The organism is Brachybacterium sp. GU-2, from assembly GCF_030866705.2.
Lineage (GTDB): Bacteria > Actinomycetota > Actinomycetes > Actinomycetales > Dermabacteraceae > Brachybacterium > Brachybacterium conglomeratum.
In genome coordinates this window covers 994,722-1,018,949 of the sequence record NZ_CP133037.2, presented here as the reverse complement: position 1 = coordinate 1,018,949, position 24,228 = coordinate 994,722, and the positions used below count along the sequence as shown (strand labels likewise).

General features: G+C 72.2%; 21 protein-coding genes. 8 read left to right on the top strand and 13 right to left on the bottom strand.

Features of this window, described 5'->3' with window-relative positions:
* Positions 1–30: 30 nt before the first annotated feature.
* Complete coding sequence (locus tag RBL05_RS04715; RefSeq protein WP_308740461.1) at positions 31–1,716, bottom strand: L-lactate permease; 1,686 nt, start codon at positions 1,714–1,716, stop codon at positions 31–33.
* 338 nt (positions 1,717–2,054) lie between these two features.
* On the opposite strand from RBL05_RS04715, the gene RBL05_RS04710 reads away from it, so the two are divergent.
* Positions 2,055–2,762 carry a FadR/GntR family transcriptional regulator gene (locus tag RBL05_RS04710; RefSeq protein ID WP_308740462.1) on the top strand — a complete coding sequence of 236 codons (708 nt, stop codon included), beginning with the start codon at positions 2,055–2,057 and terminating at the stop codon, positions 2,760–2,762.
* Positions 2,763–2,789: 27 nt separating this feature from the next.
* Here the strand turns inward: RBL05_RS04710 and RBL05_RS04705 are convergent, their stop codons facing one another.
* Genes RBL05_RS04705 through RBL05_RS04690 form a run of 4 tightly spaced genes read right to left on the bottom strand, consistent with a single transcriptional unit; the run spans position 2,790 to position 7,145 of the window.
* Positions 2,790–3,956: a bifunctional 2-methylcitrate synthase/citrate synthase gene (locus RBL05_RS04705; RefSeq protein WP_308740463.1), complete on the bottom strand. Its 1,167-nt coding sequence runs from the start codon at positions 3,954–3,956 to the stop codon at positions 2,790–2,792.
* A gap of 5 nt (positions 3,957–3,961) precedes the next feature.
* Positions 3,962–4,915 carry a methylisocitrate lyase gene (prpB, locus tag RBL05_RS04700; protein ID WP_308740464.1) on the bottom strand — a complete coding sequence of 318 codons (954 nt, stop codon included), beginning with the start codon at positions 4,913–4,915 and terminating at the stop codon, positions 3,962–3,964.
* Positions 4,915–6,432: an MmgE/PrpD family protein gene (locus RBL05_RS04695; RefSeq protein WP_308740465.1), complete on the bottom strand. Its 1,518-nt coding sequence runs from the start codon at positions 6,430–6,432 to the stop codon at positions 4,915–4,917. Before RBL05_RS04695 ends, prpB begins: the two co-directional genes overlap by 1 nt.
* Positions 6,429–7,145, bottom strand: a complete 717-nt coding sequence (locus RBL05_RS04690; RefSeq protein WP_308740466.1) for a GntR family transcriptional regulator — start codon at positions 7,143–7,145, stop codon at positions 6,429–6,431. Before RBL05_RS04690 ends, RBL05_RS04695 begins: the two co-directional genes overlap by 4 nt.
* 376 nt (positions 7,146–7,521) lie before the next feature.
* Between RBL05_RS04690 and nagE the strand changes: the two genes are divergently transcribed.
* Entirely contained in the window at positions 7,522–9,462 is a 1,941-nt protein-coding gene (gene nagE, locus RBL05_RS04685; protein ID WP_308740467.1) for an N-acetylglucosamine-specific PTS transporter subunit IIBC, read from the top strand.
* A gap of 116 nt (positions 9,463–9,578) precedes the next feature.
* On the opposite strand, the gene RBL05_RS04680 is transcribed toward nagE, so the two are convergent.
* A complete protein-coding gene (locus RBL05_RS04680; protein ID WP_308740468.1) occupies positions 9,579–10,424 on the bottom strand; it encodes a spermidine synthase in 846 nt (281 codons plus the stop codon).
* A gap of 73 nt (positions 10,425–10,497) precedes the next feature.
* Here RBL05_RS04680 and RBL05_RS04675 point away from each other — a divergent pair, with 73 nt between their 5' ends.
* The 4 genes from RBL05_RS04675 (at position 10,498) to RBL05_RS04660 (ending at position 13,521) form a co-directional block, all read left to right on the top strand.
* The gene (locus RBL05_RS04675; protein ID WP_308740469.1) at positions 10,498–10,980 is read left to right on the top strand and encodes a GNAT family N-acetyltransferase; all 483 of its coding nucleotides are present in this window, start codon (positions 10,498–10,500) and stop codon (positions 10,978–10,980) included.
* A gap of 114 nt (positions 10,981–11,094) precedes the next feature.
* On the top strand, positions 11,095–11,421 hold the full coding sequence (locus RBL05_RS04670) for an FmdB family zinc ribbon protein (protein ID WP_308740470.1): 327 nt from the start codon (positions 11,095–11,097) through the stop codon (positions 11,419–11,421).
* Between the two features lie 57 nt (positions 11,422–11,478).
* Positions 11,479–12,735, top strand: a complete 1,257-nt coding sequence (gene fmdA / locus RBL05_RS04665) for a formamidase (RefSeq protein ID WP_308740471.1) — start codon at positions 11,479–11,481, stop codon at positions 12,733–12,735.
* A 213-nt stretch (positions 12,736–12,948) separates the two neighbouring features.
* Positions 12,949–13,521, top strand: coding sequence for a YetF domain-containing protein (locus RBL05_RS04660; RefSeq protein ID WP_308740472.1), 573 nt, complete (start codon positions 12,949–12,951; stop codon positions 13,519–13,521).
* A 19-nt stretch (positions 13,522–13,540) separates the two neighbouring features.
* Here the strand turns inward: RBL05_RS04660 and RBL05_RS04655 are convergent, their stop codons facing one another.
* The 4 genes from RBL05_RS04655 to RBL05_RS04640 all read right to left on the bottom strand — a co-directional run bounded on the left by RBL05_RS04655 (position 13,541) and on the right by RBL05_RS04640 (position 17,898).
* Complete coding sequence (locus RBL05_RS04655; RefSeq protein WP_308740473.1) at positions 13,541–14,545, bottom strand: LacI family DNA-binding transcriptional regulator; 1,005 nt, start codon at positions 14,543–14,545, stop codon at positions 13,541–13,543.
* Positions 14,546–14,687: 142 nt separating this feature from the next.
* Positions 14,688–15,620 carry a carbohydrate ABC transporter permease gene (locus RBL05_RS04650; RefSeq protein WP_308740474.1) on the bottom strand — a complete coding sequence of 311 codons (933 nt, stop codon included), beginning with the start codon at positions 15,618–15,620 and terminating at the stop codon, positions 14,688–14,690.
* Between the two features lie 8 nt (positions 15,621–15,628).
* A complete protein-coding gene (locus RBL05_RS04645; RefSeq protein ID WP_269362066.1) occupies positions 15,629–16,558 on the bottom strand; it encodes a carbohydrate ABC transporter permease in 930 nt (309 codons plus the stop codon).
* Positions 16,555–17,898, bottom strand: a complete 1,344-nt coding sequence (locus RBL05_RS04640) for an ABC transporter substrate-binding protein (protein ID WP_308740475.1) — start codon at positions 17,896–17,898, stop codon at positions 16,555–16,557. Before RBL05_RS04640 ends, RBL05_RS04645 begins: the two co-directional genes overlap by 4 nt.
* Before the next feature lie 134 nt (positions 17,899–18,032).
* Here RBL05_RS04640 and RBL05_RS04635 point away from each other — a divergent pair, with 134 nt between their 5' ends.
* Positions 18,033–20,060: a beta-galactosidase gene (locus RBL05_RS04635; protein WP_308740476.1), complete on the top strand. Its 2,028-nt coding sequence runs from the start codon at positions 18,033–18,035 to the stop codon at positions 20,058–20,060.
* 33 nt (positions 20,061–20,093) lie between these two features.
* Positions 20,094–21,716, top strand: a complete 1,623-nt coding sequence (locus tag RBL05_RS04630) for an arabinogalactan endo-beta-1,4-galactanase (RefSeq protein WP_308740477.1) — start codon at positions 20,094–20,096, stop codon at positions 21,714–21,716.
* 36 nt (positions 21,717–21,752) lie between these two features.
* Here RBL05_RS04630 and RBL05_RS04625 read toward each other — a convergent pair whose 3' ends face one another.
* The 3 genes from RBL05_RS04625 to RBL05_RS04615 all read right to left on the bottom strand — a co-directional run bounded on the left by RBL05_RS04625 (position 21,753) and on the right by RBL05_RS04615 (position 23,747).
* The gene (locus RBL05_RS04625; RefSeq protein WP_308740478.1) at positions 21,753–22,523 is read right to left on the bottom strand and encodes a hypothetical protein; all 771 of its coding nucleotides are present in this window, start codon (positions 22,521–22,523) and stop codon (positions 21,753–21,755) included.
* Positions 22,524–22,879: 356 nt separating this feature from the next.
* Positions 22,880–23,191, bottom strand: coding sequence for a putative quinol monooxygenase (locus tag RBL05_RS04620; protein ID WP_070500108.1), 312 nt, complete (start codon positions 23,189–23,191; stop codon positions 22,880–22,882).
* A gap of 7 nt (positions 23,192–23,198) precedes the next feature.
* Positions 23,199–23,747 (bottom strand): type 1 glutamine amidotransferase domain-containing protein, encoded by a 549-nt coding sequence (locus RBL05_RS04615; RefSeq protein WP_308740479.1) that lies wholly within the window; start codon positions 23,745–23,747, stop codon positions 23,199–23,201.
* Positions 23,748–24,228: the final 481 nt, after the last annotated feature.

Below are 24,228 nucleotides of genomic sequence, written 5' to 3'. Positions count from 1 at the left end.
GACGGTCGTATCGGGGCGAGCGGGAGCGGGTCAGAGGGTGGGGATCATCCAGGACAGCACGTTCGACTGCAGCCCGACCAGCAGGCACAGCGCGATGAGCATGCCGAGGCTCCACCAGATGACGCGGCGGAAGATCGCGGACTCCTGACCGACCAGGCCCACGGCGGTCGCCGCGATGGTGAGGTTCTGGGGGCTGATCATCTTGCCGACCACGCCGCCGGAGGTGTTCGCGGCCACCAGCAGCGCCGGGTCCAGCCCGGCCTTCTCGGCGGCGGTCTGCTGGAGCGTCGCGAACAGGGCGTTGGCGCTCGTGTCCGAGCCGGTGACCGCGGTGCCGAGCCAGCCCAGGATCGGGGAGAGGAAGGCGAAGGCGGCGCCGGTGCCGGCGATCCAGGTGCCGATGGTGATCGTCTGCCCCGACTGGTTCATGACGTAGGCGAGCGCGAGCACCGCGGCGACGGTGAGGATCGACCAACGCATCTTCACGAGGTTGGTGACGTACACGTCGACGGCGTCCCGCGCGCCGAGTCGGTAGACGAGCGCCACCACGATCCCGGTCAGCAGCAGCAGGGTGCCCGGCGAGGAGAGCCACTGGAGGGTGTACACCGTGCTGGTGGAGACCTCCCCGGCGGCGGTGAGCACCCGGCCGTCCAGACCCGGCCAGTGGATCTTCAGATCCGTCGAGGCGAGGAAGGAGTTCAGCGCCGGCACCAGCTTCGAGGCGGAGAAGACCAGGATCACCAGCAGGTAGGGGAACAGGGCCATGAGCACGCGGCCCGAGGTCAGGGCGGTGTCGGGTCGGGTGCGGGTGGCGGCCGCGACGGCGCCGGTCCCGTCCCGCGGGGCGTCGGCCTGCTCGGTCTCGCGCTCGCGGTGCATGTTCGCCAGGGCGTCCTTCCCACCGACGGGCTTCCACACGCGCAGCATGAGCACCGCGGCGCCGAGCCCGGCGAGGGAGGCGATGATGTCGGTGAGCTCGACGGAGATGAAGTTCGAGGAGACGTACTGGCTGATCGCGAAGACGAGGCCGACCACCAGCGCGAGCGGCCAGAGCTGGCGCACCCCGCGCCGACCGTCGACCAGCAGCACCAGGAAAAGCGGCACGACGGCGGCGAGGAACGGCGCCTGGTGTCCGATGATCGCGCCGATGTGCTGGTACGGGATGCCGGTGAGGTTGCCGGCGGTGATGATCGGGATCGCGATCGCGCCGAAGGCGACCGGGGCGGTGTTGGCGATGAGCACCACGGTCGCGGCGCGCATCGCGGTGAAGCCCACCGCCATCAGCATCACGCCGGTGATCGCGACGGGAGCGCCGAAGCCGGCGAGGGCCTCGAGCAGGCCGCCGAAGCAGAAGGCGATGATGATCGCCTGGACCCGGGGATCGTCGGAGATCCTGTCGATGACGAGGCGGAGGTCCTCGAAGCGTCCGCTGCGGACGGTGAGCTCGTACAGCCAGATAGCGTTCAGCACGATCCACATGATCGGGAAGAGCCCGAAGGCGAACCCCTGCGAGGCGGAGAGGGCGACGAGGTCCAGGGGCATGCCGTAGACGAGCGCGGCGACCAGGCCTGCGACGGCCAGTGCCGAGAGGCCTGCCCAGTGCGCCTTCCAACGCAGCACTCCGAGGGTCACGAAGATCGTCAGCAGGGGGAGGATCGCGACGAGCGAGGACAGCATCAGGCTGCCGGCCAGCGGTGCGAGGTCTGGGGTGTACATGGGAACCTCCGAGACACGTCAGCGGCGGTGCTGCACTGCATCGCCGTCGATGTCGTGCCTGGTGAGTCGTGAGGGAGAGGGAGCGGAAGACCACGGTGTGGTCCGACCACATGGCGATCGTAGGGCCAGGGCGGCGGCGAGGCAACCCCCTGGACGGGACGGGACGGGACCGGAGCGGACCGGGACGGGATGCGTCCTGCGCAGTCCGGTGGGGAGAGCGGGCCGTGCGATCGCAGAGCCGGCCGTGCTAGAACGGGCCCATGGTCGAGAACGCGCACCACTCGGAGGTCGGACCGCATCGGAGCACGGCCGGAGCCGGCGGTGCAGCCTGGGGTCCTGTGTCCCGTCGCAGCACCCACGAGCTGGTGATCGACGCGATCGAGGACCAGATCATGAGCGGTGCGCTGGCCGTCGGGGACCTGCTCCCGCCCGAGCGGGAGCTCGCCTCCCGGCTGCAGGTGAGCCGCACCGGGGTGCGCGAGGCGATCCGGGTGCTCGAGGCCCACGGGGTGCTCCGCTCCGAGGTCGGCTCCGGACGTGGGGCCGGCACCTTCGTCGCCGCGCTGCCCCGCGCCGCCCTCGAGCGCTTCCTGCGACTGCACGTCGCCCTCGCGAACTTCCCCGTCCACGACGTGGTCGAGACGAGGATCCTGCTCGAACGGGCCAGCGCCGCGCTCGCCGCGGAGCGCGCGGACGCGGAGGAGCTCGCGGAGCTCGAGGAGCTCCTGACGAGGATGGACCGTCCCGGCGCGAGCCGCGAGGACTTCAACGACGCGGACACCGAGTTCCACGTCGCGATCGCCCGCGCCGGCGGCAATGCGCTGTTCGCGGAGATGACCGGGGCGATCCGCGCCTCCCTGCGGGCGCCGATCCTCGAGGCCTTCACCAAGGTCGAGGACTGGGACGCGATGGCCGACATGCTCCGCGCCCAGCACCGGGAGATCCTCGACGCGCTCCGGGCGGGGGAGACCGAGGAAGCCGCGAGGCTGACCGCGGAGCACATCCGCGCCGCCGCCGCGGCCCTGCCCGACCTCCCCGGCTCCTGAGCGCCAGGACTCGCGGCACCAGCCGGATCAGGCGCCGGGGACCGGCCGCTCGTCCACCCCGTCGTACTGCGACAGCGGACGGATCAGCGCGTTCGACGCCCGCTGCTCCATCACATGGGCCGTCCACCCGGTCACCCGCGCCGCGATGAACAGCGGCGTGAACAGCTCGGTGTCGAAGCCCATCAGGTGGTAGACGGGACCGGCGGGGTAGTCGAGGTTCGGCTTGATGCCCTTCGCCTCGTCCATCGCCTGCTCGAGCCCGTCGTACAGGCCCAGGATCTCGTCGCGGCCGGTGTGGGCGATCATCGCGTCCAGAGCCTGCTTCATGGTGGGCACGCGCGAGTCGCCGTGCTTGTAGACGCGATGGCCGAAGCCCATCACCGTCTTCCTCTGCGCGAGGGCGTCCTCCATCCAGGCCCTCGCCCGCTCCTTCGCCTCGGCGCCGGACTCCTCCGGACGGATGCCGATCTCGTCGAAGGTGTGCATGACCGCCTCGTTCGCCCCGCCGTGCAGCGGGCCCTTGAGCGCGCCGATCGCCCCGGTCACGGCCGAGTGGAGGTCGGCGAGGGTCGAGGTGATCACACGCGCGGTGAAGGTCGAGGCGTTGAAGGAGTGCTCGGCGTAGAGGATCAGCGAGACGCGGAAGGCGTCGACCACCTCGGGCGCCGCCTCCTCGCCGAACGTCATCCACAGGAAGTTCTGGGAGTGGTCGAGGTCCTGGCGGGCGGGGACCGGCTCGGTCGGTCCCCCGGCCCGACGCCGACGCTGCTCGTAGGCGATCACGGCCGGCAGCTGCGCCGTGAGCCGTTCGGCCTTGGCGAGCTCGCTCTCGGGGGAGGAGTCCTCCGCGTCGGGGTCCAGCGCTCCGAGGACCGAGACGGCGGTGCGCACCGAGTCCATCGGGTGGCAGGTCGTCGGCAGCGCATCGAGGGCCTGCTTGACCGTCGGGTCGAGGCCGCGGTGGGCGCGGAAGCGCTCCTGCAGCGCGGTGAGCTCGTCGGCCTCGGGCAGCTCCCCGGTCCACAGCAGATGGGCGACCGCCTCGAAGGACTGTGTCGCCGCGAGCTGCGGGACGGGATAGCCGCGGTAGAGCAGCGAGTTGGTCTCGGGGTTCACCTTCGAGATCGCGGAGACGTCGGCGACGACGCCGTTCAGTCCCTTCCTGATCTCGGAGGTGTCGGTGGCGTGGTTCATGGGGCTCACTCCTTCGTCGACGGCGGTGTCCGGTCGGGGGCGTGCGGGTCGGTGCCGTGCGCGGCGGGGACCTCGAAGTCGAAGACCGAGGCGTCGAAGCGGCTGTAGGACTCATAGTCCACCAGTTCGTACAGCCGCGCACGCGTGAGCATCTCCGGAACACGGGATTCCTGCGTGCCGGTCTCCAGGATCGTCTCCAGCACCCGCTCGGCCGCGCCCATCGCGGCGCGCAGCAGGGTGACCGGGTAGATCACCATCGCGACGCCCGCCTCGGCGAGCTGCTCACGGGTGAACAGCTGCGACTTCCCGAACTCGGTCATGTTCGCGAGCACCGGGACGTCAAGCGCCGCGCAGACCTGCTCGAACTCGCCGAGGTCCGCCAGCGCCTCGGGGAAGATCGCATCGGCTCCCGCGTCCACCAGCGCCTTCATCCGGTCGATCGCGGCGGGCAGGCCGTCGGTCGCACGCAGGTCGGTGCGGGCCATGACCAGGAAGCCGGGGTCGCGCCTGCCGTCGGCGGCGGCGCGGATCCGCTTGGTCGCCGTGCCGAGGTCGACCATGGTCTTGCCGTCCAGGTGCCCGCAGCGCTTGGGGTTGACCTGGTCCTCGATGTGGCAGCCCGCGAGCCCCGCGTCCTCGAGCTCCTGGATCGTGCGGGCCACGTTCATCGGCTCGCCGAAGCCGGTGTCGGCGTCGATCAGGCAGGGAAGGTCGGTGGAGCGGGCGATCTGGGCGCCGCGCGTCGCGACCTCGCTGAGGGTGGTCAGGCCGATGTCCGGCAGGCCCAGCTCGTTCGCGATCACGGCTCCGGAGATGTACGCGCCGGGGAAGCCCTTCTCCTCGATCAGCTTCGCGGACAGCGGTGTGAACGCGCCAGGGAACGGGGCGGCGGCGCCGGGGGTGAGCAGGGAGCGCAGGTCCTGCCGCTTCTGGGCGGGGGTGCGGGTGCTCGACAGCATCAGAACAGTCCCTTCGGGGCGGCCGACGGGTCGATCACGCCCGGAGCGGCCAGGACGTTCAGGCGATGCAGCTGCCCGGAGGGCAGCTCGGCGAGGTTCTCCGCGGCGTCGAGGAAGCGGGCGATCTCGCGCTCCTCGAGCACGCCGTCGGCGAGGGAGCGGAATTTGTCGATGTACTGCGCGCGGGCGAAGGGCCGGGCGCCCTGGGAGTGCGCATCGGCCACCGCGATCTCGTCGCGCAGCGTTCTCCCGTCGGCCAGGGTGATCACGACCTCGCCGCCGAACGCCTTCTCGGCGAGGTCCAGGGAGTGGTAGCGGCGGGTCCACTCCGCGTCCTCCTCGGTGGTGACCTTCTGCCACAGCGCGACGGTGTCCTCGCGGGAGGCGCGCTCGGGGGCGTAGGAGTCGACGTGGTGCCAGGTCCCGTCCTGCAGCGCGACCGTGAAGATGTACGGGATGGAGTGGTCGAGCGTCTCGCGGGACGCGGTCGGGTCGTACTTCTGGGGGTCGTTCGCGCCCGAGCCGATCACGTAGTGGGTGTGGTGCGAGGTGCGCAGCAGGATCGAGTCGACGCTGCCGGGGTCGGCGAGCTCGGGGTGCTCGGCGTGCAGTCGCCGGGCCAGGTCGATCCAGGCCTGCGCCTGGTACTCGGCCGAGTGCTCCTTGGTGTAGGTGTCCAGGATCGAGCGCTTGGCCTCGCCGGGACCGGGCAGCGGCACCGTGTAGCGGGCGTCCGGGCCGCCCAGCAGCCAGGCGATCACCCCGTCCTCGCCCTCGTAGATCGGGACCGGGGAGGTCTGGCCGCGCATCGCGCGGTCCACCGCCTCCACGGCCATCTTCCCGGCGAAGGCGGGGGCGTGCGCCTTCCAGGTGGAGATCTCGCCCTTGCGGGACTGGCGGGTGGCGGTGGTGGTGTGCAGCGCCTGCCCGATCGCCTGGAAGATCGTCTCCGCGGGCAGGCCCAGCAGCGTGCCGATCCCGGCGGCGGCCGACGGGCCGAGGTGGGCGACGTGGTCGATCTTGTGCTCGTGCAGGCAGATCGCGCGCACCAGGTCCACCTGCAGCTCGTAGCCGGTGGTGATGCCGCGCAGCAGCTCGGCGCCGGTGCGGCCGGTGTGCTCGGCGACGGCCAGCAGCGGCGGGATGTTGTCGCCGGGGTGGGAGTAGTCCGCCGCCAGGAAGGTGTCGTGGTAGTCGAGCTCGCGCACGGCGACGCCGTTGGCCCAGGCCGCCCATTCGGGGGAGGTGCGCGTCTCGAGGCCGACAACGCTCGAGCCGGTGCCTCCGGCGGGGACGGGATGGCTGAGCGCCTGGGCGCGGGCGGAGACGATCGGGGCGCGGGTGAGGGAGGCGACGGCGACGGCGGCGTTGTCGATGACGCGGTTGATCACCATCTCGGCGACCTCGGGCTCGACCTCGACCGGGTCGACGGCGACCTGCGCCATCTTCCAGGCCAGCTGGTCCTCGTGGGCGAGGTTCTCCTCGGAGCGGTGGACGCGGACGTCGTGGTCGATCATGCGGTGGCCTCCTGGTGCGCGGGTTCGGCGGATGCGGCGGGGTCGGTGGGGATGCCGGCGCCCTGCAGGTGGGCGAGGGCGCGGCGCAGATGGACGAGGGTGCTCGCCGCCGCGAGCTCGGGATCCCCCGAGGCGATCGCACGGGCGATGTCGGCGTGCTCGCGGGCGGAGTCGGCCAGGCGACCTGGGGAGTTGCGCGCCAGGCGTCGCAGCCTGCCCAGGTGCAGGCGCAGACCGCGCAGGGACTCGGCGAGATAGGCGTTCTGGCAGGCGGTGTCCAGCGCGGCGTCGAGCTCGCGGGTCAGGGCGTAGTAGGCGGTGGGGTCGGTGCCGGCGGCGAGGAGGCCGCGTGCCTGCGCGAAGCGGTCGGCGAGAGCGGCGAAGGCGTCGGCCCCGCCCCGCGCGCCGGACGTCCCGTCGGACCGCGCGATGCGCTCCGCCGCGCGGCGGGCGGCGAGGGTCTCCAGCGCGATGCGGAGGTCGAACAGCGGGGCGGCCTCCTCGAGGGAGACGGCGGTGACGACGATCCCGCGGCCCGCGGCGGGCTCGGCGAGCCCGTCGGAGACCAGCCGGGCCAGGGCCTCGCGCAGCGGGGTGCGCGAGAGGCCCAGTCGCCGGGACTGCTCGACCTCGCCCAGCACGGCGCCGGGCGCGAGGGAGCCGTCGATGATCTCCTCGCGCAGCGCCGTGTAGGCGCGGTCACTGGCCCGCATGGCATGAGTGTATGCAGAGATTTCGTCCCTGTGCGGGAGCACCGGTGATTTCGGGGGAATCGTGCCACCGATGTATGCACTGCGCGGGGTGGCTCGTCGTCCGGAGCCCGGTCCGTCGGGACCGGGGAACCGGCGTGATACCGTCCACGCGGCCCGAGACCGCCGTCGGCCCCCGCACCGGGACCCACCTCGGCGACGCCGCCGGTCCGACGGGCGCCTGGCAGGTCCTGCCGCGCCGCCACCGCACGTCGGCGCGATCCCGGACCGGGGAGCGGGACCCACCGCGCCCCGCACCGACCCTGACCACCACCGGGCGCACCCCGCCCCGCGGCCTCGCCGCGGGATCCGCCGTGCCCCTCCCTCCTGAGAGGCCCTGATGAAGTTCTTCCAGCGCCTGGGCAGATCGCTGATGCTGCCCGTGGCCGTCCTCCCCGTCGCCGCGATCCTCAGCGGCATCGGCTACTGGATCCTGACCGCCACCGGGAACGACGCGAACCTCGTCGGCGTCTTCTTCACGACCGCCGGCGGTGCGCTCCTGGACAACCTCCCGCTGCTGTTCGCGATCGGCGTCTCGCTCGGCATGGCCACGAAGCCCGACGGCACCTCCGCGCTCGCCGGCCTCGTCTCCTGGCTGGTGGTGACCACGCTGCTGTCCCCCGAGAACGTCGCCCTGTTCCAGGGCATCGAGCCCGATGCCGTGAACCTGGCCTTCTCGAACCTCGAGAACGTGTTCGTGGGCATCCTGTGCGGCCTGATCGGCGCCTGGTCCTACGACAGGTTCAAGGACACCGAGCTGCCCGACGCGCTCGCCTTCTTCGCCGGGCGCCGCTCCGTCGCGATCGTCTCCGCCGGGCTCTCCCTCGTGCTGGCCCTGGCGCTGTTCTTCATCTGGCCCCTGGTGTTCTCCGGCCTCGTCGCCTTCGGCGAGTTCATCCTGACGCTCGGGCCGGTGGGCGTGGGCCTCTACGGCTTCCTCAACCGCCTGCTGATCCCGCTGGGCCTGCACCACGCGCTGAACTCCGTGTTCTGGTTCGACGTGGCCGGCATCAACGACCTGGGCAACTTCCTGGACGGCACCGGCACCTACGGCGTCACCGGTCAGTACATGACCGGCTTCTTCCCGATCATGATGTTCGGCCTGCCCGGCGCGGCCCTGGCCATGTACGTCACCGCGAAGACCTCGCGGCGCAAGGTCGCCGCGGGCGTGCTCTTCTCCAGCGCCGTCGCCGCGTTCTTCGTGGGCGTGACCGAGCCGCTCGAGTTCGCGTTCATGTTCCTCGCCCCCGGCCTGTACCTGCTCCACGCGCTGTTCACCGGTATCTCCATGGCGATCAGCGCGCTGCTGCCGGTGCGGATGGGCTTCGGCTTCTCCGGCGGGTTCATCGACCTGGTCCTCGGCTGGGTGAACCCCATGGCGCAGAACCCGTGGGCGATTCCGCTGATGGGCATCTTCTGGTTCGCCGTCTACTTCCTCGCCTTCCGCTGGATCATCCTCAGGTTCGACCTGAAGACCCCCGGCCGCGACGACTCCTTCGACGGCCGGGTCGAGGGGGAGGACGCCGCGAGCGACGGCAGGTACGCCGCGACCGCGACCGCCTTCCTCGCCGCCCTCGGCGGCGCCTCGAACATCACCGACCTCGAGAACTGCGCGACGCGCCTGCGGATGGAGCTCGCGGACGTCTCCAAGGTCGACGAGGCGGCGCTGAAGCGCGCGGGCGCCGCCGGGACCATGAAGCCCGGCGGGCACTCCGTCCAGGTGATCTACGGGACCTCCGTCCAGTTCGTGAAGGACGCGATGGAGCGGATCATGAGCGGCACGGACCGGCCCGTCGCCGAGGAGGACGTCCGCGCCCTCGAGGAGCAGGACGCCGCCGAGGCGGGAGGCGGGAGCGTCACCGCGCTGCGGGCCTCCTCCCTCGTGCGCCTGCGCCGGCCCGTCGAGGGCACCTCGGTGCCGCTCGACCAGGTGCCGGACCCGACCTTCTCCCAGGGGATCATGGGCCCCGGCATCGCGATCGAGCCCAGCGACGGGCTCGTGCTCGCCCCGGCCGAGGGCACCGTCGCCCACGTGTTCCCCACCGGTCACGCCGTCGCGCTGACCCTCGAGGACGGCGTCGAGGTGCTGATCCACGTGGGCCTGGACACCGTGGAGATGAAGGGGCACGGCTTCGAGACCCTCGTGCAGACGGGAGACCGCGTCGTCGCCGGCATGCCGCTGCTGCGCGCCGACCTCGCCGCGATCCGTGCGGCCGGGCACCCGACCGTGACCCCGGTGATCGTGATGAACGATCCCGGCGCCCGCATCGAGCTGGTCTGAGCCGATCTCGCCGCGACGGCCGTCGCCCCATCAGCGGGGCGGCGGCCGTCATCGTCCCGGGCGGGGCCGGCCCGTCTGCACCGGCCGGGCAGGGGCGGGCAGACGGGGGCGACCTGTCAGGAGCGGCCGACGCGGCCGACGGCCTCCTCGGTCTCGTGAGGATCCAGCACGGCGGCCGGGTGCGGCCCGGCCGCGAGCCAGGCTGCGCGCCAGTCCTCGACCGCCGGGGAAGCGAGCGCGCCGCCGGCCAGCAGCACCATGTTCCCGTCGGCCGGGCGTGCCAGCAGCTGCGCATCGGTGAGCGTCCACACCCCCGGCACCCCCACCACCGCAGCGGCGGCCTCGAGCTCCCGCACCTGCGCGGCGAGGAAGAGCTGCCCCGCGTCGTCGCCGACGTTCACCATCAGCAGCCCGTCGGCCCCCAGGTGGGAGAGGGCTTCGCGGTAGAACGCGGCCTCGGCGAGATGGGCGGGGGAGTCCTGGCCGGAGAAGACGTCGAGCACGATCACATCGAACTCCCGCTCCCCGAGCGCGGCGAGCTCCTCGCGCGCGTCCCCGATGACCACCTCGAGCTCCGTGCCCTCCGGCAGCGGCAGCGCGGTGGTGACGAGGGTGGGCAGCTCCCGCTCGATCTCGATCACCAGCTGCGCGGAGCCGGGCCTGGTCGCCTGCACGTAGCGGACCAGGGTCAGCGCCCCGCCGCCGAGGTGCGCGATGCGCAGCGGCGCCCCGGCCGGCCGCACCTGGTCCAGCACGTTGCCCATCCGGCGCAGGTACTCGTGCACGAGCCGCGTCGGATCCTCGAGGTCCACGTGGGACTGCTCCACGCCGCCGATCAGGAGGGTCCAGCCGCCCACCACCTCGTCGGCGACGATCCAGGCCGGCTGGTCCGAGAAGGAAAGCTGCGCGCTGCGGGGCGTGCCGGGGGCGAAGGGCGTGGCGGAGGACGGGGACGCGTTCATGGGGACATTGTGCCGAGGACGGGCACCCGGAGCGCGTGCCCTCCTCCTGACGGGCACCCGCACAATGGCGTCCATGACGGCGCTGGACATCCTGGACCTCCCCACCGGCCCCGTCGCCCTGCACCGCGCGCGCGAGGCGGACCTGCCCGAGCTCGTCGCCCTGCTCGCCGACGACGTGCTGGGCCGGGAGCGGGAGGCCCGGGAGCTCGGCCCCTATCGCCGGGCCTTCGCGGCGATCGACCGGGATCCCGCGCATCTCCTGCTCGCGGCGCGCGACGAGGCGGGCGCGCTGCTCGCCACGCTGCAGCTGACGCTGCTGCCGTCCCTCTCCCGCGGAGGGGCGCTGCGCCTGCAGATCGAGTCGGTGCGCGTGGCCGCCGACGCGCGGGGGAGCGGCCTCGGGACCGCGCTGATGCAGTGGGCCCATCGCTGGGGGCGCGAGCGCGGTGCCGCTCTCGCCCAGCTCACCACCGATGCCGCCCGCACGGACGCCCACCGCTTCTACACCCGGTTCGGGTACGCCCCGAGCCATCTCGGGTTCAAGCTCCCGCTCTGAGTCGCATCCCGCACAGCCCCTGCTCCGCGCCCGGCACCCGCCCGCTCCCGCCCGACTCCCGCCGGGCGACCGCCCGGCCGCCGGAGGCGGCGCAACCGCCGCGAGGTGCCTATGATGAGCATCACGGCGAAGCAGCGCAGGAGACAGGAGGGTCCGGTGCCGATCTACGAGTTCCGCTGCGAGGGCGCGCACGAGTACGAACGCTCGGTGCCCATCAGCGCCCGCGACGAGGACCTCGTCTGCCCCGACTGCGGAGCGCCGGCCCGTCGGCGGATGAGCGCCCCGCGCCTCGGCCGGCTCGGCTCGGCCGCCGGACAGCTGCTGGACCGCTCCGCGAAGAGCGCCCACGAACCCGCCGTCGTCGATCGCGTCCCCGGCGCGCGGCCCGCCGCGACCCGCACCTCGACGGACCCGCGCCACGCGCGGCTGCCGCGTCCCTGAACGCGGCCCAGGACCCGGCGGGCCGATCCGCGGACCCGTCGCTGTGGAAGGAGACGCATGCCCCAGAACGTGTTCCCCCTCGACTCCGCGAAGCCCTTCACGGAGCAGAAGATCCTCGGTCACAACCGCTGGCACCCGGACATCCCGCCGGCCGTCAGCGTCCGGCCCGGCGACACCTTCCGCGTGGACTGCCGCGAGTGGTTCGACGGGTACATCAAGAACGACGACTCCGCTGAGGACATCGCCACCGCGCCCCTGAACACCGTCCACACCCTCTCCGGGCCCTTCCGCATCGAGGGGGCGAAGCCTGGCGACCTGCTGATCGTGGACATCCTCGACGTCGGCCCGATCCCGCAGGAGGACGACGGCCCGCTCGCGGGGCAGGGTTGGGGCTACACCGGCATCTTCGCCAAGCGCAACGGCGGCAGCTTCCTCACCGACCAGTTCCCCGACGCCTACAAGGCCGTGTGGGACTTCCGCGGCGAGAGGGCGACCTCCCGCCACGTCCCCGGCGTCGAGTTCACCGGCATGATCCACCCCGGCCTGATGGGCACGGCCCCCTCGCCGGACCTGCTGGGGAGGTGGAACTCCCGCGAGGCGGCGCTCATCGCGACGGACCCGGACCGCGTGCCGGCCCTCGCCCTGCCGCCCGAGCCGGACGGCGCGATCCTCGGCGCCGTCCCCGACGGCGAGTTCGACCGCGTCGCGGGGGAGGGCGCCCGCACCGCCCCGCCGCGCGAGAACGGCGGCAACCAGGACATCAAGAACCTCACCCGCGGCACGAGGATCTTCTACCCCGTGTTCGTGGACGGGGCGAACTTCTCCGTCGGCGACCTGCACTTCAGCCAGGGCGACGGCGAGATCACCTTCTGCGGCGGCATCGAGATGGGCGGGTTCATCGACCTGCACGTCGACGTGATCCCCGGCGGGATGGAGAAGTACAACGTCTCCGAGAACGCGATCTTCATGCCCGGGAACACCGCCCCGCAGCACTCGCAGTGGCTGAGCTTCTCCGGCACCTCGGTGACGCTCGACGGCGAGCAGCGCTATCTGGACTCGCACCTCGCCTACCAGCGGGCGTGCCTGCACGCGATCGAGTACCTGACCACCTTCGGCTGGTCGGCCGAGCAGGCCTACCTGCTGCTCGGCGCCGCGCCGATCGAGGGTCGTTTCTCCGGCGTGGTCGACATCCCCAACGCCTGCGCGACGGTCTACCTGCCGCTGGACATCTTCGACATCGACATCCGCCCCGGGGCGGGCGAGGTGCCGAGGATCGATCCGGGCATCGGCGCGCCGCGCGCGAGCGTGGGCTGACCCCGAGGGCCTGGCCGACAGGAGCGGGCAGAGCACCGACCGACGAGCGACGGCGGCGGGTCCGGGACGCGTCCCGGACCCGCCGCCGCGGCCGCCGCGAGAGACGGCCGGGATGACCGGACCCGTCCTCCTGCCGCTCGACGGTGCGCCACGCCGTGCTGCGCTGAGAGCCTCCGCGCGGCAGGCCCCCGTCGCCTGGTGATAATGGCGCACATGATCGACCTGGACCTGCTCTGGCACGACTATCTCGGGATCAGCTGGACCGGTGCACTGGGCGTGGTGCTCTCCACGATCGTGCTCTACCTGTTCTTCACACTGCTGGTGCACCTCTCCGGCACCCGGCTGATGGCGACGATGAGCACGGCGAGCTTCGTGGTGCTCGCCGTGGTGGGCGGGGTCAGTGCACGCTCGATGCTCGGGGAGTCGCCGACGATGCTCGCGGCCCTGCTCGCGCTCAACACGCTGATGGTGATGGATGCGCTGATGGGGACGTTCCGCCGCATCGCGCCGGTCCTGCCCGCGGCCGTGCGTCGCCGCCCGAGCGTCGTGATGCTCGAGGGGAGCAGCCGTGCAGCAGCCCTGCGCCGACGTGGGCTGACGGAGGCCGGGCTGCACGATCGACTGCGCATCGGGGGAGTGCTCGACCCCGCCGAGGTGGAGCTCGTGATCCTCGAGGAGCGCGGCGGCCTGACGATCGTCCGCCGTGGTGAGCGGATCGCGCCCGGCCTCCTCGCCGGCGTCGAGGGCGCCGAGCTGGTCCCCGAGCGCCTGACGACCTCCGCCTGACCCGTCCGCCCGGCGGGCCTCAGACCTCCGCAGCCGCCGTCGACTCGCGGATCACCAGGTGCACCGGCACGATCACATTCGTGCGCACCCCGCCGTCGATCTGCTTGCTGAGCGCGTCGACGAGCTCCTCGGCGATGCGGGTGAAGTCCTGACGAACCGTCGTCAGCGGCGGAGTCTCGTCCTTTGCACCGGCGGCGTCGTCGAACCCGCCGACCAGGACGTCTCCGGGGACGGCGCGGCCCGCTTCGTGCAGCGCCTCGATCGCTCCACGCGCCATCCGGTCATTCGCGGCGAAGAGACCGTCGAACCTCGGATGAGCCGCGATCAGCTCACGGGCGATCTCCCGACCGCTGTCTCTCGAGTAGTCGCCGTGGCGAACCTGCAGCAGTTCCGCGTCGACCCCTTCGACCGCCGCCGCTCGGATCGCGTCGCGGAACCCACCGGGGCGCAGGATGCCGCCGGGCGAGTGCTCGGGCCCGGCGATGACGACGAACCGCCGTGCGCCGCGCTCGAGCAGGTGCTCGGCCATCAGCCGCCCGCCTTCGCGATCGTCCGCCGCGACGAAGGCGATGCGATCCTCGAGGCCCGTCGGACTGCCGATGTTCACCAGCGGGATCCCCGAGGAGAGAAGCCTTTCGAACAGATGGTGCTGCGGCTGCGCCGAGGCGGTGACCGCTGCATCGACCCCGCTGGTGAGCAGGAATGACTCGGCCCTTGTCGCGCTCGGTTCGTCCCCGGCCAGGAGAACAACCATCGACTGATCCCTGGTCGCCAGCGCGGCGCCCACCTCGACCACCAGCGCCTCGAAGTTCGGGTCCTCGAAGAACCGGGCGGGAGGCTCATCGACCACGAAGGCGATGGTGCCGCTCCTGCCGGTGCGAAGCTTCCGCGCGGTGGCGTTGGCGACGTAGCCCGTCTCCCGGATCGCCTTCGTGACGGCCTTCGACGCCTCCGGAGACACCCAGTGCCCTCCGTTGAGATAACGCGAGACGGTCCCTGTGGAGACACCGGCGCGCCGAGCCACCTCGGAGATCGTCGGACGCTTGGCCTTCCCGTCGGATCGTGGTGCGGCCACGTCTCTCCCTCCTCTCGGGTCGCCGCGACGCGACGACACCCGCGGCAAGTATCGCCGACGGCAGGGGCGCGAGCGCTCTCGGGTGCTGCGTTCAGCCCTTGACCGCGCCGCCGATGAGATCCGAGTGCCAGTAGCGCTGCAGGAGCAGGAACAGGGCGATGAGCGGGATGATCGAGACGAGCGCGCCGGTGATCACGGTGGTGTACATCGCCGGCTGCGAGGCGCCCTGGTTCATGAGGGTCGAGAGCCCCACGGTGATGGGGAACAGCTCGTCGTCGCCGAGCATGATGTACGGGAGCATGTAGTTGTTCCACACGCCCACGAACTGGAAGAGGAACACGGTCACGAGCCCCGGCATCATCATCGGCACGGCGAAGCGGGTGAAGATCCGCAGCTCCCCAGCGCCGTCGGTGCGGGCGGCCTCGACCATCTCCCGCGGGATGGAGGCGCCGGCGTAGATCCGGGCGAGGTAGATCCCGTAGGGGTTCAGGATGCTCGGCAGAAGCACCGCCCAGTAGGTGTTGGCGAGGCCGGCCTGCGCGAACAGCAGGTACTGGGGGACGGCGAGGATGACGGCCGGCAGCAGCACGCCGGCGAGGATCACGTTGAAGAACAGCTTCTTGCCGCGGAAGTCGAACAGGGCGAGGCCGTAGCCGGCGGCGGCCGAGACGAGCGTCGAGGCGAGCGCGCCGCCGATCGCGTAGAGCACGGTGTTACCGGCCCAGCGCAGGAACAGCCCGTCGCGATACGCGAAGAGGTCCCGCAGGTTCTCGAGCAGGTGCGTGGAGGGGGCGAAGGTGAAGGTCGAGAACAGCTCGTCGGCGCTCTTGGAGGCGGCGACCAGCACCCACAGCACCGGCAGCACGCAGTAGAGGGCGCCGAGCAGGAGGATCCCGGTGGCGACGAGGGAGGGCCGCTCGGCCCCGACCCCGCTGCGGGCGGGGGTGCGCCCCGTGCGGGGCGAGGGGCGGTCGGCGACGGCGTCGGAGGGGGCGGAGGGGTTTAGAGCGGTCGAGGTGGTCATGGCGCGGCTCACCGTGCTTCCTGGGAGAAGGCCTGACCGCGCACGAGGCGCAGGAAGCCGAAGGAGATGACGAAGGTCGCCAGGGCCACGAGCACGGACCCGGCGGAGGCGGTGTAGATGTCGTTCTCGGTGAAGGCGTCGCGGTAGATCCGCATGAGCGGGGACCAGGTGGTGGAGATCGAGCTCGTCAGCGGGCGCAGGAGCATCGGCTCGGCGAACACCTGGAGCGTCGCGATGATGGAGAAGACAGCGGTCATGATCAGGGAGGGCACGATCATCGGCACCTTCACGCGCAGCGCGGTCTGCAGCTCGGAGCAGCCGTCGAGCGTCGCGGCCTCGTAGAGCTCGCCGGGCACGGAGCGCAGCGAGGTGTACAGCACCACCATGTTGAAGCCGGTGCCGCCCCAGATCCCGATGTTCGCGATCGCCAGCAGCACGAGCTGCGGGGAGAGCACGTCGGGCAGGGTGCCGCCGAGCGCGCCGGCGAGGAAGTGGAAGGGGCTCGTGCCGGGCAGGTACAGGAAGCCCCACAGCAGGGACGAGATGACGGCCGGCACCGCGTAGGGCAGGAAGATCAGGATGCGGCCGGCACGCCGCAGGCGGGCCCGCGGCGAGTCGAGCAGCAGCGCGAACAGCAGCGCGAGCCCCAGCATCACGGGCACGAGCACGAGGCCGTAGACCAGCACGCGCAGCGCGCTGGCGAGGAACTCGGGATCGGCGAGGACCTGGGCGTAGTTGCCCAGCCCCGCCCAGCCCTCGACGCGGCCGCCGGCGCCGAGGCCGAGGCCGACGACCTGCTCGCGCCGCACGCTCACCCAGAGGGCGTAGCCGATCGGCACGGCGAGGAAGGCGAGGAAGCAGAGCGCGGCGGGGGCGATGAAGATGTAGCCGTAGCGGTCGGTGCGTCGGCGGAGGGTGGAGGCGGTGGCGGTGCTCATGCGAGGTCGTACCCCTGGTTCTCGAGGTCGGCGACGGTGCCGGCGTGGATGGTGGCGACGGCGTCGACGAAGGCGTCGGCGGTGCCCGTCCGGGTCGCGAGCGCGAAGGCGTCGTTGAAGATCGAGTACGCGACGTTGACGTTGGGGCCGAAGGTGAAGGGCCGCACGCCCTCGGCGTTGTCGGTGGAGAGCTCGTGGAAGTCCTCCTGCGTGGCGAAGAACTCCGGCGGCGCAGTGAGGGCCTCGGCCGCACCGGGCCGGTCGGCGGGGAACACGCCGCTCTTCTCGACGAGCGCGCGCACCCCCTCGGGCGAGGTGTTCATCCACTCGGCGAAGCGCACCGCGGCGGCGCGGCGCGGGGAGTCGACCGTGACGGCGGTGGTGGAGCCGCCCCAGTTCCCGGTCGCCGCATGCCCGGCGTCCCACTGCGGGATCGTGGCCATCCGCCACAGCCCGGCGGTCGAGCCCGCGTTGCCGGCGAGCACACCCGGCGCCCAGGCGGCGGAGACCCATCCCACCTGCGTGCCCGCGTTCAGGGCGGCGTTCCACTGCGGGGTGTACATCGGCTCGGCGGCGATGACGCCCTCCTCGACGAGGCCGCCCCAGTACTCGGCGACGCGCCTGGTGGGCTCGGTGTCGATCGCGACGCGCCAGCGCTCGCCGTCGATCTCCCACCAGGAGGCGCCGGCCTGCTGGGCGAGGCCGACGAAGAGGCCGGGGTCGGTCGAGGAGAAGGTCCCCAGGAACATCGTCTCGTCCGCGGCGTGGATCGTCCGGGCCGCCTCGGCGTACTCCTCCCAGGTGGTGGGGGCCGAAAGGCCCAGCTCGTCGAAGACGTCCCCGCGGTAGTACAGCTGCAGCGGGCCGGTGTCCTGCGGGATGGCGTAGATGCTGTCGCCCTGGAGGCTCACGGAGGACCAGATCCCCTCTGCGAAGTGCCCGGCAGTCTCGGGGGAGAGGTCGGCGGAGAGGTCGGCGAGGGCGTTCGCGGCGACCAGCGAGGTGATCGCCTGGTACTCGACCTGCACGAGGTCGGGGGCGCCGTTGCCGGCGCGGACGGCGGTGAGCAGCTTGGTCACGGCGGCGTCGCCGGCGTCCTGCCGGCTCACCTCCACCTGCACGTCGGGGTTCTGCTCGTTCCACAGCGCGACGACGTCCTCGATGCCGGGGGCCCAGGTCCAGAACATCAGCTCGGTGGTGCCGGAGCCGGTGACGGCCGAGGAGCCGCAGCCGGCGAGGGAGCCGGCGGCGAGGGCGCCGCCGCCGAGCGTCGTCGCCGCGCCGAGGAGCCTGCGGCGCGAGAGGCCCGGGCGCTGCCGGGGGTGGGTGGCACTGGTCATGCTCGCCTCCTTGCGATGGACAGGCGGCCCGGTCGTGGACGGCCTGGCGGGAAGCGTAGGGCTGTAATCGATCACAGTCAATGCCCGCCGGCGAGGCTTGCGAAGGAAAGACTTCCGTGTCAGAGTCCTGCACCATGCACCGTGATCGATCCCAGTCCTCTGTCGCCCATCCCTGGCCCCTCGGCGTCGAGGGCATCGCGTTCGGCGGCGACTACAACCCCGAGCAGTGGCCCCGGGAGACCTGGGTGGAGGACGCCCGCCTCATGCAGGAGGCGGGCGTGAACCTGGTGAGCATCGGGATGTTCTCGTGGGCGAGCCTCGAGCCGTGCCGGGGCGAGTACCGGTGGGAGTGGCTCGACGAGGTGTTCGAGATCCTCCACGGTCATGGGATCCGCATCGATCTCGGCACCCCCACCGCCGCGCCGCCCGCCTGGTTCTTCCGCGAGCAGCCGCAGGCCCGGGTCGTGGACCGCCAGGGCCGTGCGCTCGGCCCCGGCTCACGCGGCATGGCCTGCCCCTCGTCCCCCGCCTATCGAGACGCGGCGACCACCATCACCCGCGCCCTCGCCGAGCGCTACGGCGACCATCCCGCCCTCGCGCTCTGGCACGTGCACAACGAGTACGGCGCCCCCGTCGGCGAGAGCTTCTCCTTGCACGCCCAGGACGCCTTCCGCGAGTGGGTCGCCCGCCGCTACGGCTCCCTCGAGGCGGTGAACGATGCCTGGGGCACGGCCTTCTGGGGCCAGGTGCTGGGCGAGTGGGCCGACGTCCACGCCCCGTTGCCCACGCCGTCGGTGCAGAACCCCTCGCTCGAGCTCGACTGGCGCCGCTTCAGCTCCGAGCAGATCCTCGAGTGCTTCCGCGCCGAGCGCGACGTGCTGCGGGAGCTCACCCCGCACGTTCCCGTCACGACCAACTTCATGGCGCACACCTGCCCGAACATCGACCTGTGGAAGTGGGCCGACGAGGTCGACGTGGTCTCCAACGACCACTACCTCGTCGCCGCCGACGAGCGGAACTTCGTCGAGCTCGCGCTCGACGCCGACCTCACCCGCTCGCTCGCCCGAGGCCGGCCGTGGATGCTCATGGAGCACTCCACCTCGGGCGTGAACTGGCAGGAGCGGAACATCGCCAAGCGCCCGGGCGAGATGGCCCGCAACTCGCTGTCCCACGTGGGCCGCGGAGCGGACGCGGTGATGTTCTTCCAGTGGCGCGCCTCGCGCAAGGGCGCGGAGAAGTTCCACTCGGCGATGCTCCCCCACGCCGGCACGGGCAGCCGGATCTGGCGTGAGGTCACCGAGCTCGGAGCCCGCCTCGGCGAGCTCGCGGACCTCCGGGGCTCACGGGTCACCGCCGACGTCGCGGTCCTGTGGGACTGGGAGTCGCACTGGGCGCAGGACCTCCCGTGGCGGCCCGCGGCCGCGCTCCGCCACCGCGCCCAGATCCATACCTGGTACGAGCGGCTCTGGCGCGATCACCTCGCGGTCGACTTCGTCCACCCCGAGGACGACCTCTCCGCCTACCGCCTCGTGCTCGCCCCCGCCTCGTACCTCCTCACCGACGCCGCCGCCGCGAACCTCGCCGGCCACGTCGCCGCCGGCGGGAACCTCGTCGTCGGCCCCTTCTCGGGCGTCGTCGACGCCGAGGACGGCGTGCGCGCCGGAGGCCTCAACGCGGCCCTCGCCCCCGTGCTCGGCGTCGAGGTGCAGGAGTTCTGCCCCCTGCGCGAGGGCGAGGAGGTCCGCCTCGAGCTCGGCGGGAGCGCCCTGCGCGCCCGCATCTGGACCGAGGACCTCCACCTCGTCGGCGCCGAGGCGCTGGGGCGCTTCACGGACGGCCCGCTGCCCGGCGGCGTCGCCGCGACCCGGCATGCCCACGGCGCCGGCCGCGCCTGGTACGTCGGCGCGGACCTCGACGCCGACGACCTCGCCGCCCTGCTCGCCGAGCCCTACGCCGCGGCGGGACTCGCGCCCCGGGACCTGCCCGAGGACGTCGAGCTGCTCGAGCGCACCGCCGCCGACGGCACGCGCCACCTCATCGCGCTGAACCACACCGCACGGCCTGCCGAGGTCCCCGCCGGGGACGGCACCGTGCTCGAGATCCCGGCCGGGGGAGTCGCCACCCGGCGCCTGCCCGCCCCGGCCCCGGTCGCCGCCCGCTGACGGCGACCCCGCGCCGACGCGTAGGAGAAGACGATGACGTCCACCCGCAGCACCCGCCCCGAGAACCTCCGCGCCGTGCCCCGGCGGCGCCTTGCCGGGCTCGGCCTCGGCGGCGCCCTCGCCGTCTGCGCCGCCGGGACCTTCCCGGCCCAGGCGGCCGGTCGGCCCGAGGCCCTGCGCAACCCCGGCTTCGCCGAGGGGACCGCGCACTGGTCGATCGACGGTCCGCCCGAGGCGGTCACCGTCACGGCCGACGGCGAGCGGGAGCACGTGCTCCACCTCGCGCCGGCCGCGGGCGAGGAGGTCGTCGCCCGCCAGCAGGTCGTCATCGGCCGGGGAGGGGACCGGGTGCTGCGCGCCCGGGTCCGCGCCGGCGGCGACGGCACCGCCGCCCGCCTCGAGATCCGCTCCCGAGGGAGGACGGAACAGGTGCACCTCCCGGTCACCGGGAGGGACGGGGCATGGCTCGACCTCGCCGTCGGCCTCCCGGAGGCGCGCGGAGTGCTCGAGGCTTCGCTCCGCGTGCGCGGCGGGGATGGGGCCTGGGCGAGCATCGACGACCTCGAGCTCCTGCCCGGCGGCGTCCCACGCACGGTGCGCGGGGTCGACCTCTCGGGCGTGCCGAAGAACGAGGCGCACGGGGCGGTGTACTTCTCGGCCGACGGGACGCGGAGCGTCGACCCGGTGGAGATCATGGCCGAGCACGGCGCGACGCTCGGGCGGCTGCGCGTCTGGGTCGACCCGGTCGACGGGTGGTGCACCCCGGAGCGCACCGTCGAGATGGCACGGAGGATCCGCCGGGCCGGCATGGACGTGCTCGTGGACTTCCACTACTCCGACGAGTGGACCGACCCGGGCGCCCAGCACGTGCCCGCGGCCTGGTCCGACCTCGGCGTCGACGGCCTCGTCGACGCGGTCGCCGAGCACACCCGCTCGACCCTCCTCGCCCTGCGCGAGGCCGGGATCGACGTGGCGATGGTGCAGGTCGGCAACGAGATCAACCCCGGCATGCTGTGGCCCCATGGCCAGACCTGGGACGTGGACGAGGCCGACGGCGTCGCCGGCGCTCGGTGGGAGGACCTGTGCCGCTTCCTCGCCGCCGGCTCCCAGGCGGTGGCCGAGGTGTTCCCCCGCGCCGAGGTGATGCTTCACCTGACGAACATCCACGACGGGATCGAGGGCCTGACGTGGTGGTTCGAGCAGGTGCTCGCCCGCGACGTGCCCTTCGACCTCATCGGTCTGTCCTACTACCCGTACTGGCACGGCACTCTCGGCGACCTCCAGGAGGCGGTCGCCGTGCTCTCGGAACGCTGCGCGCGCGACGTGGTCGTCGTCGAGACGGCCTATCCCTTCACGCTCGAGGACGGCCCCCGTGTGCCCTATCCGAACATCGTCGACGGCGCGACGCCGCTGCCCGAGGGGTATCCGGCAACGCCCGCCGGGCAGGCCGCGTTCTTCCGCGCCGTCCAGGACGTCACCGTCTCCGCCGCCGGCGGCCGCGGCCGCGGCGCCGTCTACTGGGAGCCCGCCTGGACCGCGGTGGAGGGCGCCGGCTGGGACCTCCACGACCCCGCCTCCGGCAACGCCTGGGAGAACCAGGCGATGTTCGACCACGAGGGCCGGGCGCTGCCGGAGGTGCTCGCCGCGCTCAGCTGAACGCCGGCTGCGTGGCGCGTTCGACGAGCGCTCCCCTCATCCCTGCTGCTGGATGATGCCGATCTTCTGCCACACCTTGCGGGCCATGTCCGAGGTGAGCGCCTCGATGCCCTCGACCGCATCCAGCACGTCCCCGTCCGTGGTGTGTTCCGCGAAGAGCGCCGCGCTCTTGCCCACGAGCGACAGCATCTCCGTGCAGAAGTCGAGGTAGCGGGTCAGCTCCGTGCGGTCCAGGTCCAGCCCGCCGTCCTCGCGCGAGCCGCGCTCGAGCCGCTCGGGCACCTTGGTCAGCTGGTGCATGTCGATCACGTGGGCCAGGGAGCGCAGACGGTGCAGGATCCGCAGCACGCGCGCCCGCTCCATCCGCTCGGGGATCCGCAGCAGGAAGAACACCGCGATCCCGCCGAAGACGAGGTCGTTGATGATCGTCTCGAGCAGCGGGAGCACGTCCAGCGGGCCCAGCACGTCGCGCTCCGCGAACAGGTCCACCGCCGCGAGCGCGACAGCCCCGCCGAGGAACAGCGCGACCGCGAGCATCGCGAGCCGTGAGAGCAGTCGGGCGAGCCGCACCCGTCGGCGGCTGATGCCGGTGCCGGCGTTGATCTCGTCCACGAGCCCCACCACCTCCCGGCACACCTCCCACAGAGTGCGATCGGGGAAACGGGTCATGATCCTGTGTTCGAGCGCCGCCGCCGAGCGGCGCACCGCCTGCCCGTCCAGGCGCTGGAAGCGGCTCGAGGAGGGCGGCTCGTCGGAGTGGTCTTCGGGGCGGGGCGCGGGGGCCGACGGGTCGGTGGTCGGAGACATGCAGCGAGGCTAAGGGATCCGACGGGGACGGGAGTGCGTCGACCCCGAGCTCACCCGCGGACCCCTCGAGCGCCCGCCGGTCCGCGCCGGGACCGTCGGCCTCGGCGACGGCCCATCGAGGGCGCGCAGAGCCACGGAGGCAGCACTGTCCTGCCGACCATCGAGGAGGGGCTGATGCGACAGCGGGGCGGCAGGGCGGTCTGGGTGCCCCGCTGAGGGGACCATCGGCCGCCGCCGGGCAGCGCAACTCGCACGGTCCTGGATCAGGACGCCCCGGGAATCGGCTCCACAGCCGTGGCAACAGCCGTGGAGCCGATTCCCGGGGCCGCACCCCGATGTCAATCGAGGCTGATGCTCTAGGCGGTCTCGCCGGGCAGCTTGTACGCGATCACGTCGACGTTCTGGATGCTCGGCTCGGTGCTGAACAGATCAGCTCCCTGTGCAGCGAGTGCCTGACCGACGCCACCGGAGAGGTGGGTCTGGCGGGCCTCGTCGTCGGGGAACACGTCGAAGATCCCGAAGGTGGATTCGTCGAACTGCAGGGCGAACCAGGCCCGCGTACCCTCCTCCTGCTCGACGATGGGGCGGGCGCTGCGGAGGAAGTCCGCGACGTCCTGCTCCTTCCCCGGCTTGGCGTGAACGACGACTGACAATGCAGAGTTGATCATGTTTTCCTCACTTGTCCTGGCTGAACAGCTCGACCATCGCGGCGTTGAAGGCCGGGAGATCCTCGGGCGAGCGGCTGGTGATCAGGTTCCCGTCGCGCGCCACCTCTTCGTCGACGACGTTCGCTCCGGCATTGCGCAGGTCGGTGCGGATGCTCGGGTACGAGGTCAGCGTCCGACCCTTCGCGACACCGGCCTCGATCAGCGTCCACGGTCCGTGGCAGATCGCGGCGACCGGCTTGTCGGCGACCATGATGTCGCGCACGAATCCGACGGCGTCGGTGTCAATGCGCAGCTGATCGGGGTTGACCGTGCCGCCGGGAAGGAGCAGGGCGTCGTACTCGTCGGCCGAGGCGGACTTCACCAGGGCGTCGACCGGGAATGTCCCGGCCTCGTCCAGGTCGTTCTCGCGGGCCTTGATCTCGCCCTCGTGCAGCGAGAGCAGCACGGTCGTGGCCCCGGCGTCCTGCAGAGCCTGTCGCGGCTGCTCGAGCTCCACGCGCTCGACGCCGTCCGCGGCCAGGATCGCGATCCGTTTCCCTCGTAATTCGTCTGCCATGTTCTGCTCCGTTCTGTGGGAGGTGACGGCCTGCCCGTGCGGGCGAGCCGCACGCTGTCCGTACCGGGCAACGTGGTTCGGGTGCAGGACGACTCGCGTGCAGTCGTCATTGCGCTCATCGGAGTGCCGGCAGGCGTTGGCTGCCGATTCTCGGGCCGGATCCTGGGAGACGGTGAAGAAGCTTCGGCCCTGTGGTCGACGATGACCTTCCGCCATCGACGGTGGGCCTTCTTCGCCGGGGCCCGGCCGAATGTGAGCGTCTGCCCCTTGGCCAGTGTAGACCTCGCACGTCAGGGACGGGGCCCGCGTGGCCATCTCATCCGGGACGCCGGGACGGCGGGACGCCGGGCCGCGAAGACGTCGACGACTCCGATGCCGCCCGCGGGCTGTGCAGAACCCACCGAAGATGGCGGAGGCACGACCCGGCGGGTTCCCGTCGGACTCGTGCGTCGTGCCCCCGCGAGCCCGCGCCCCGGCCCGG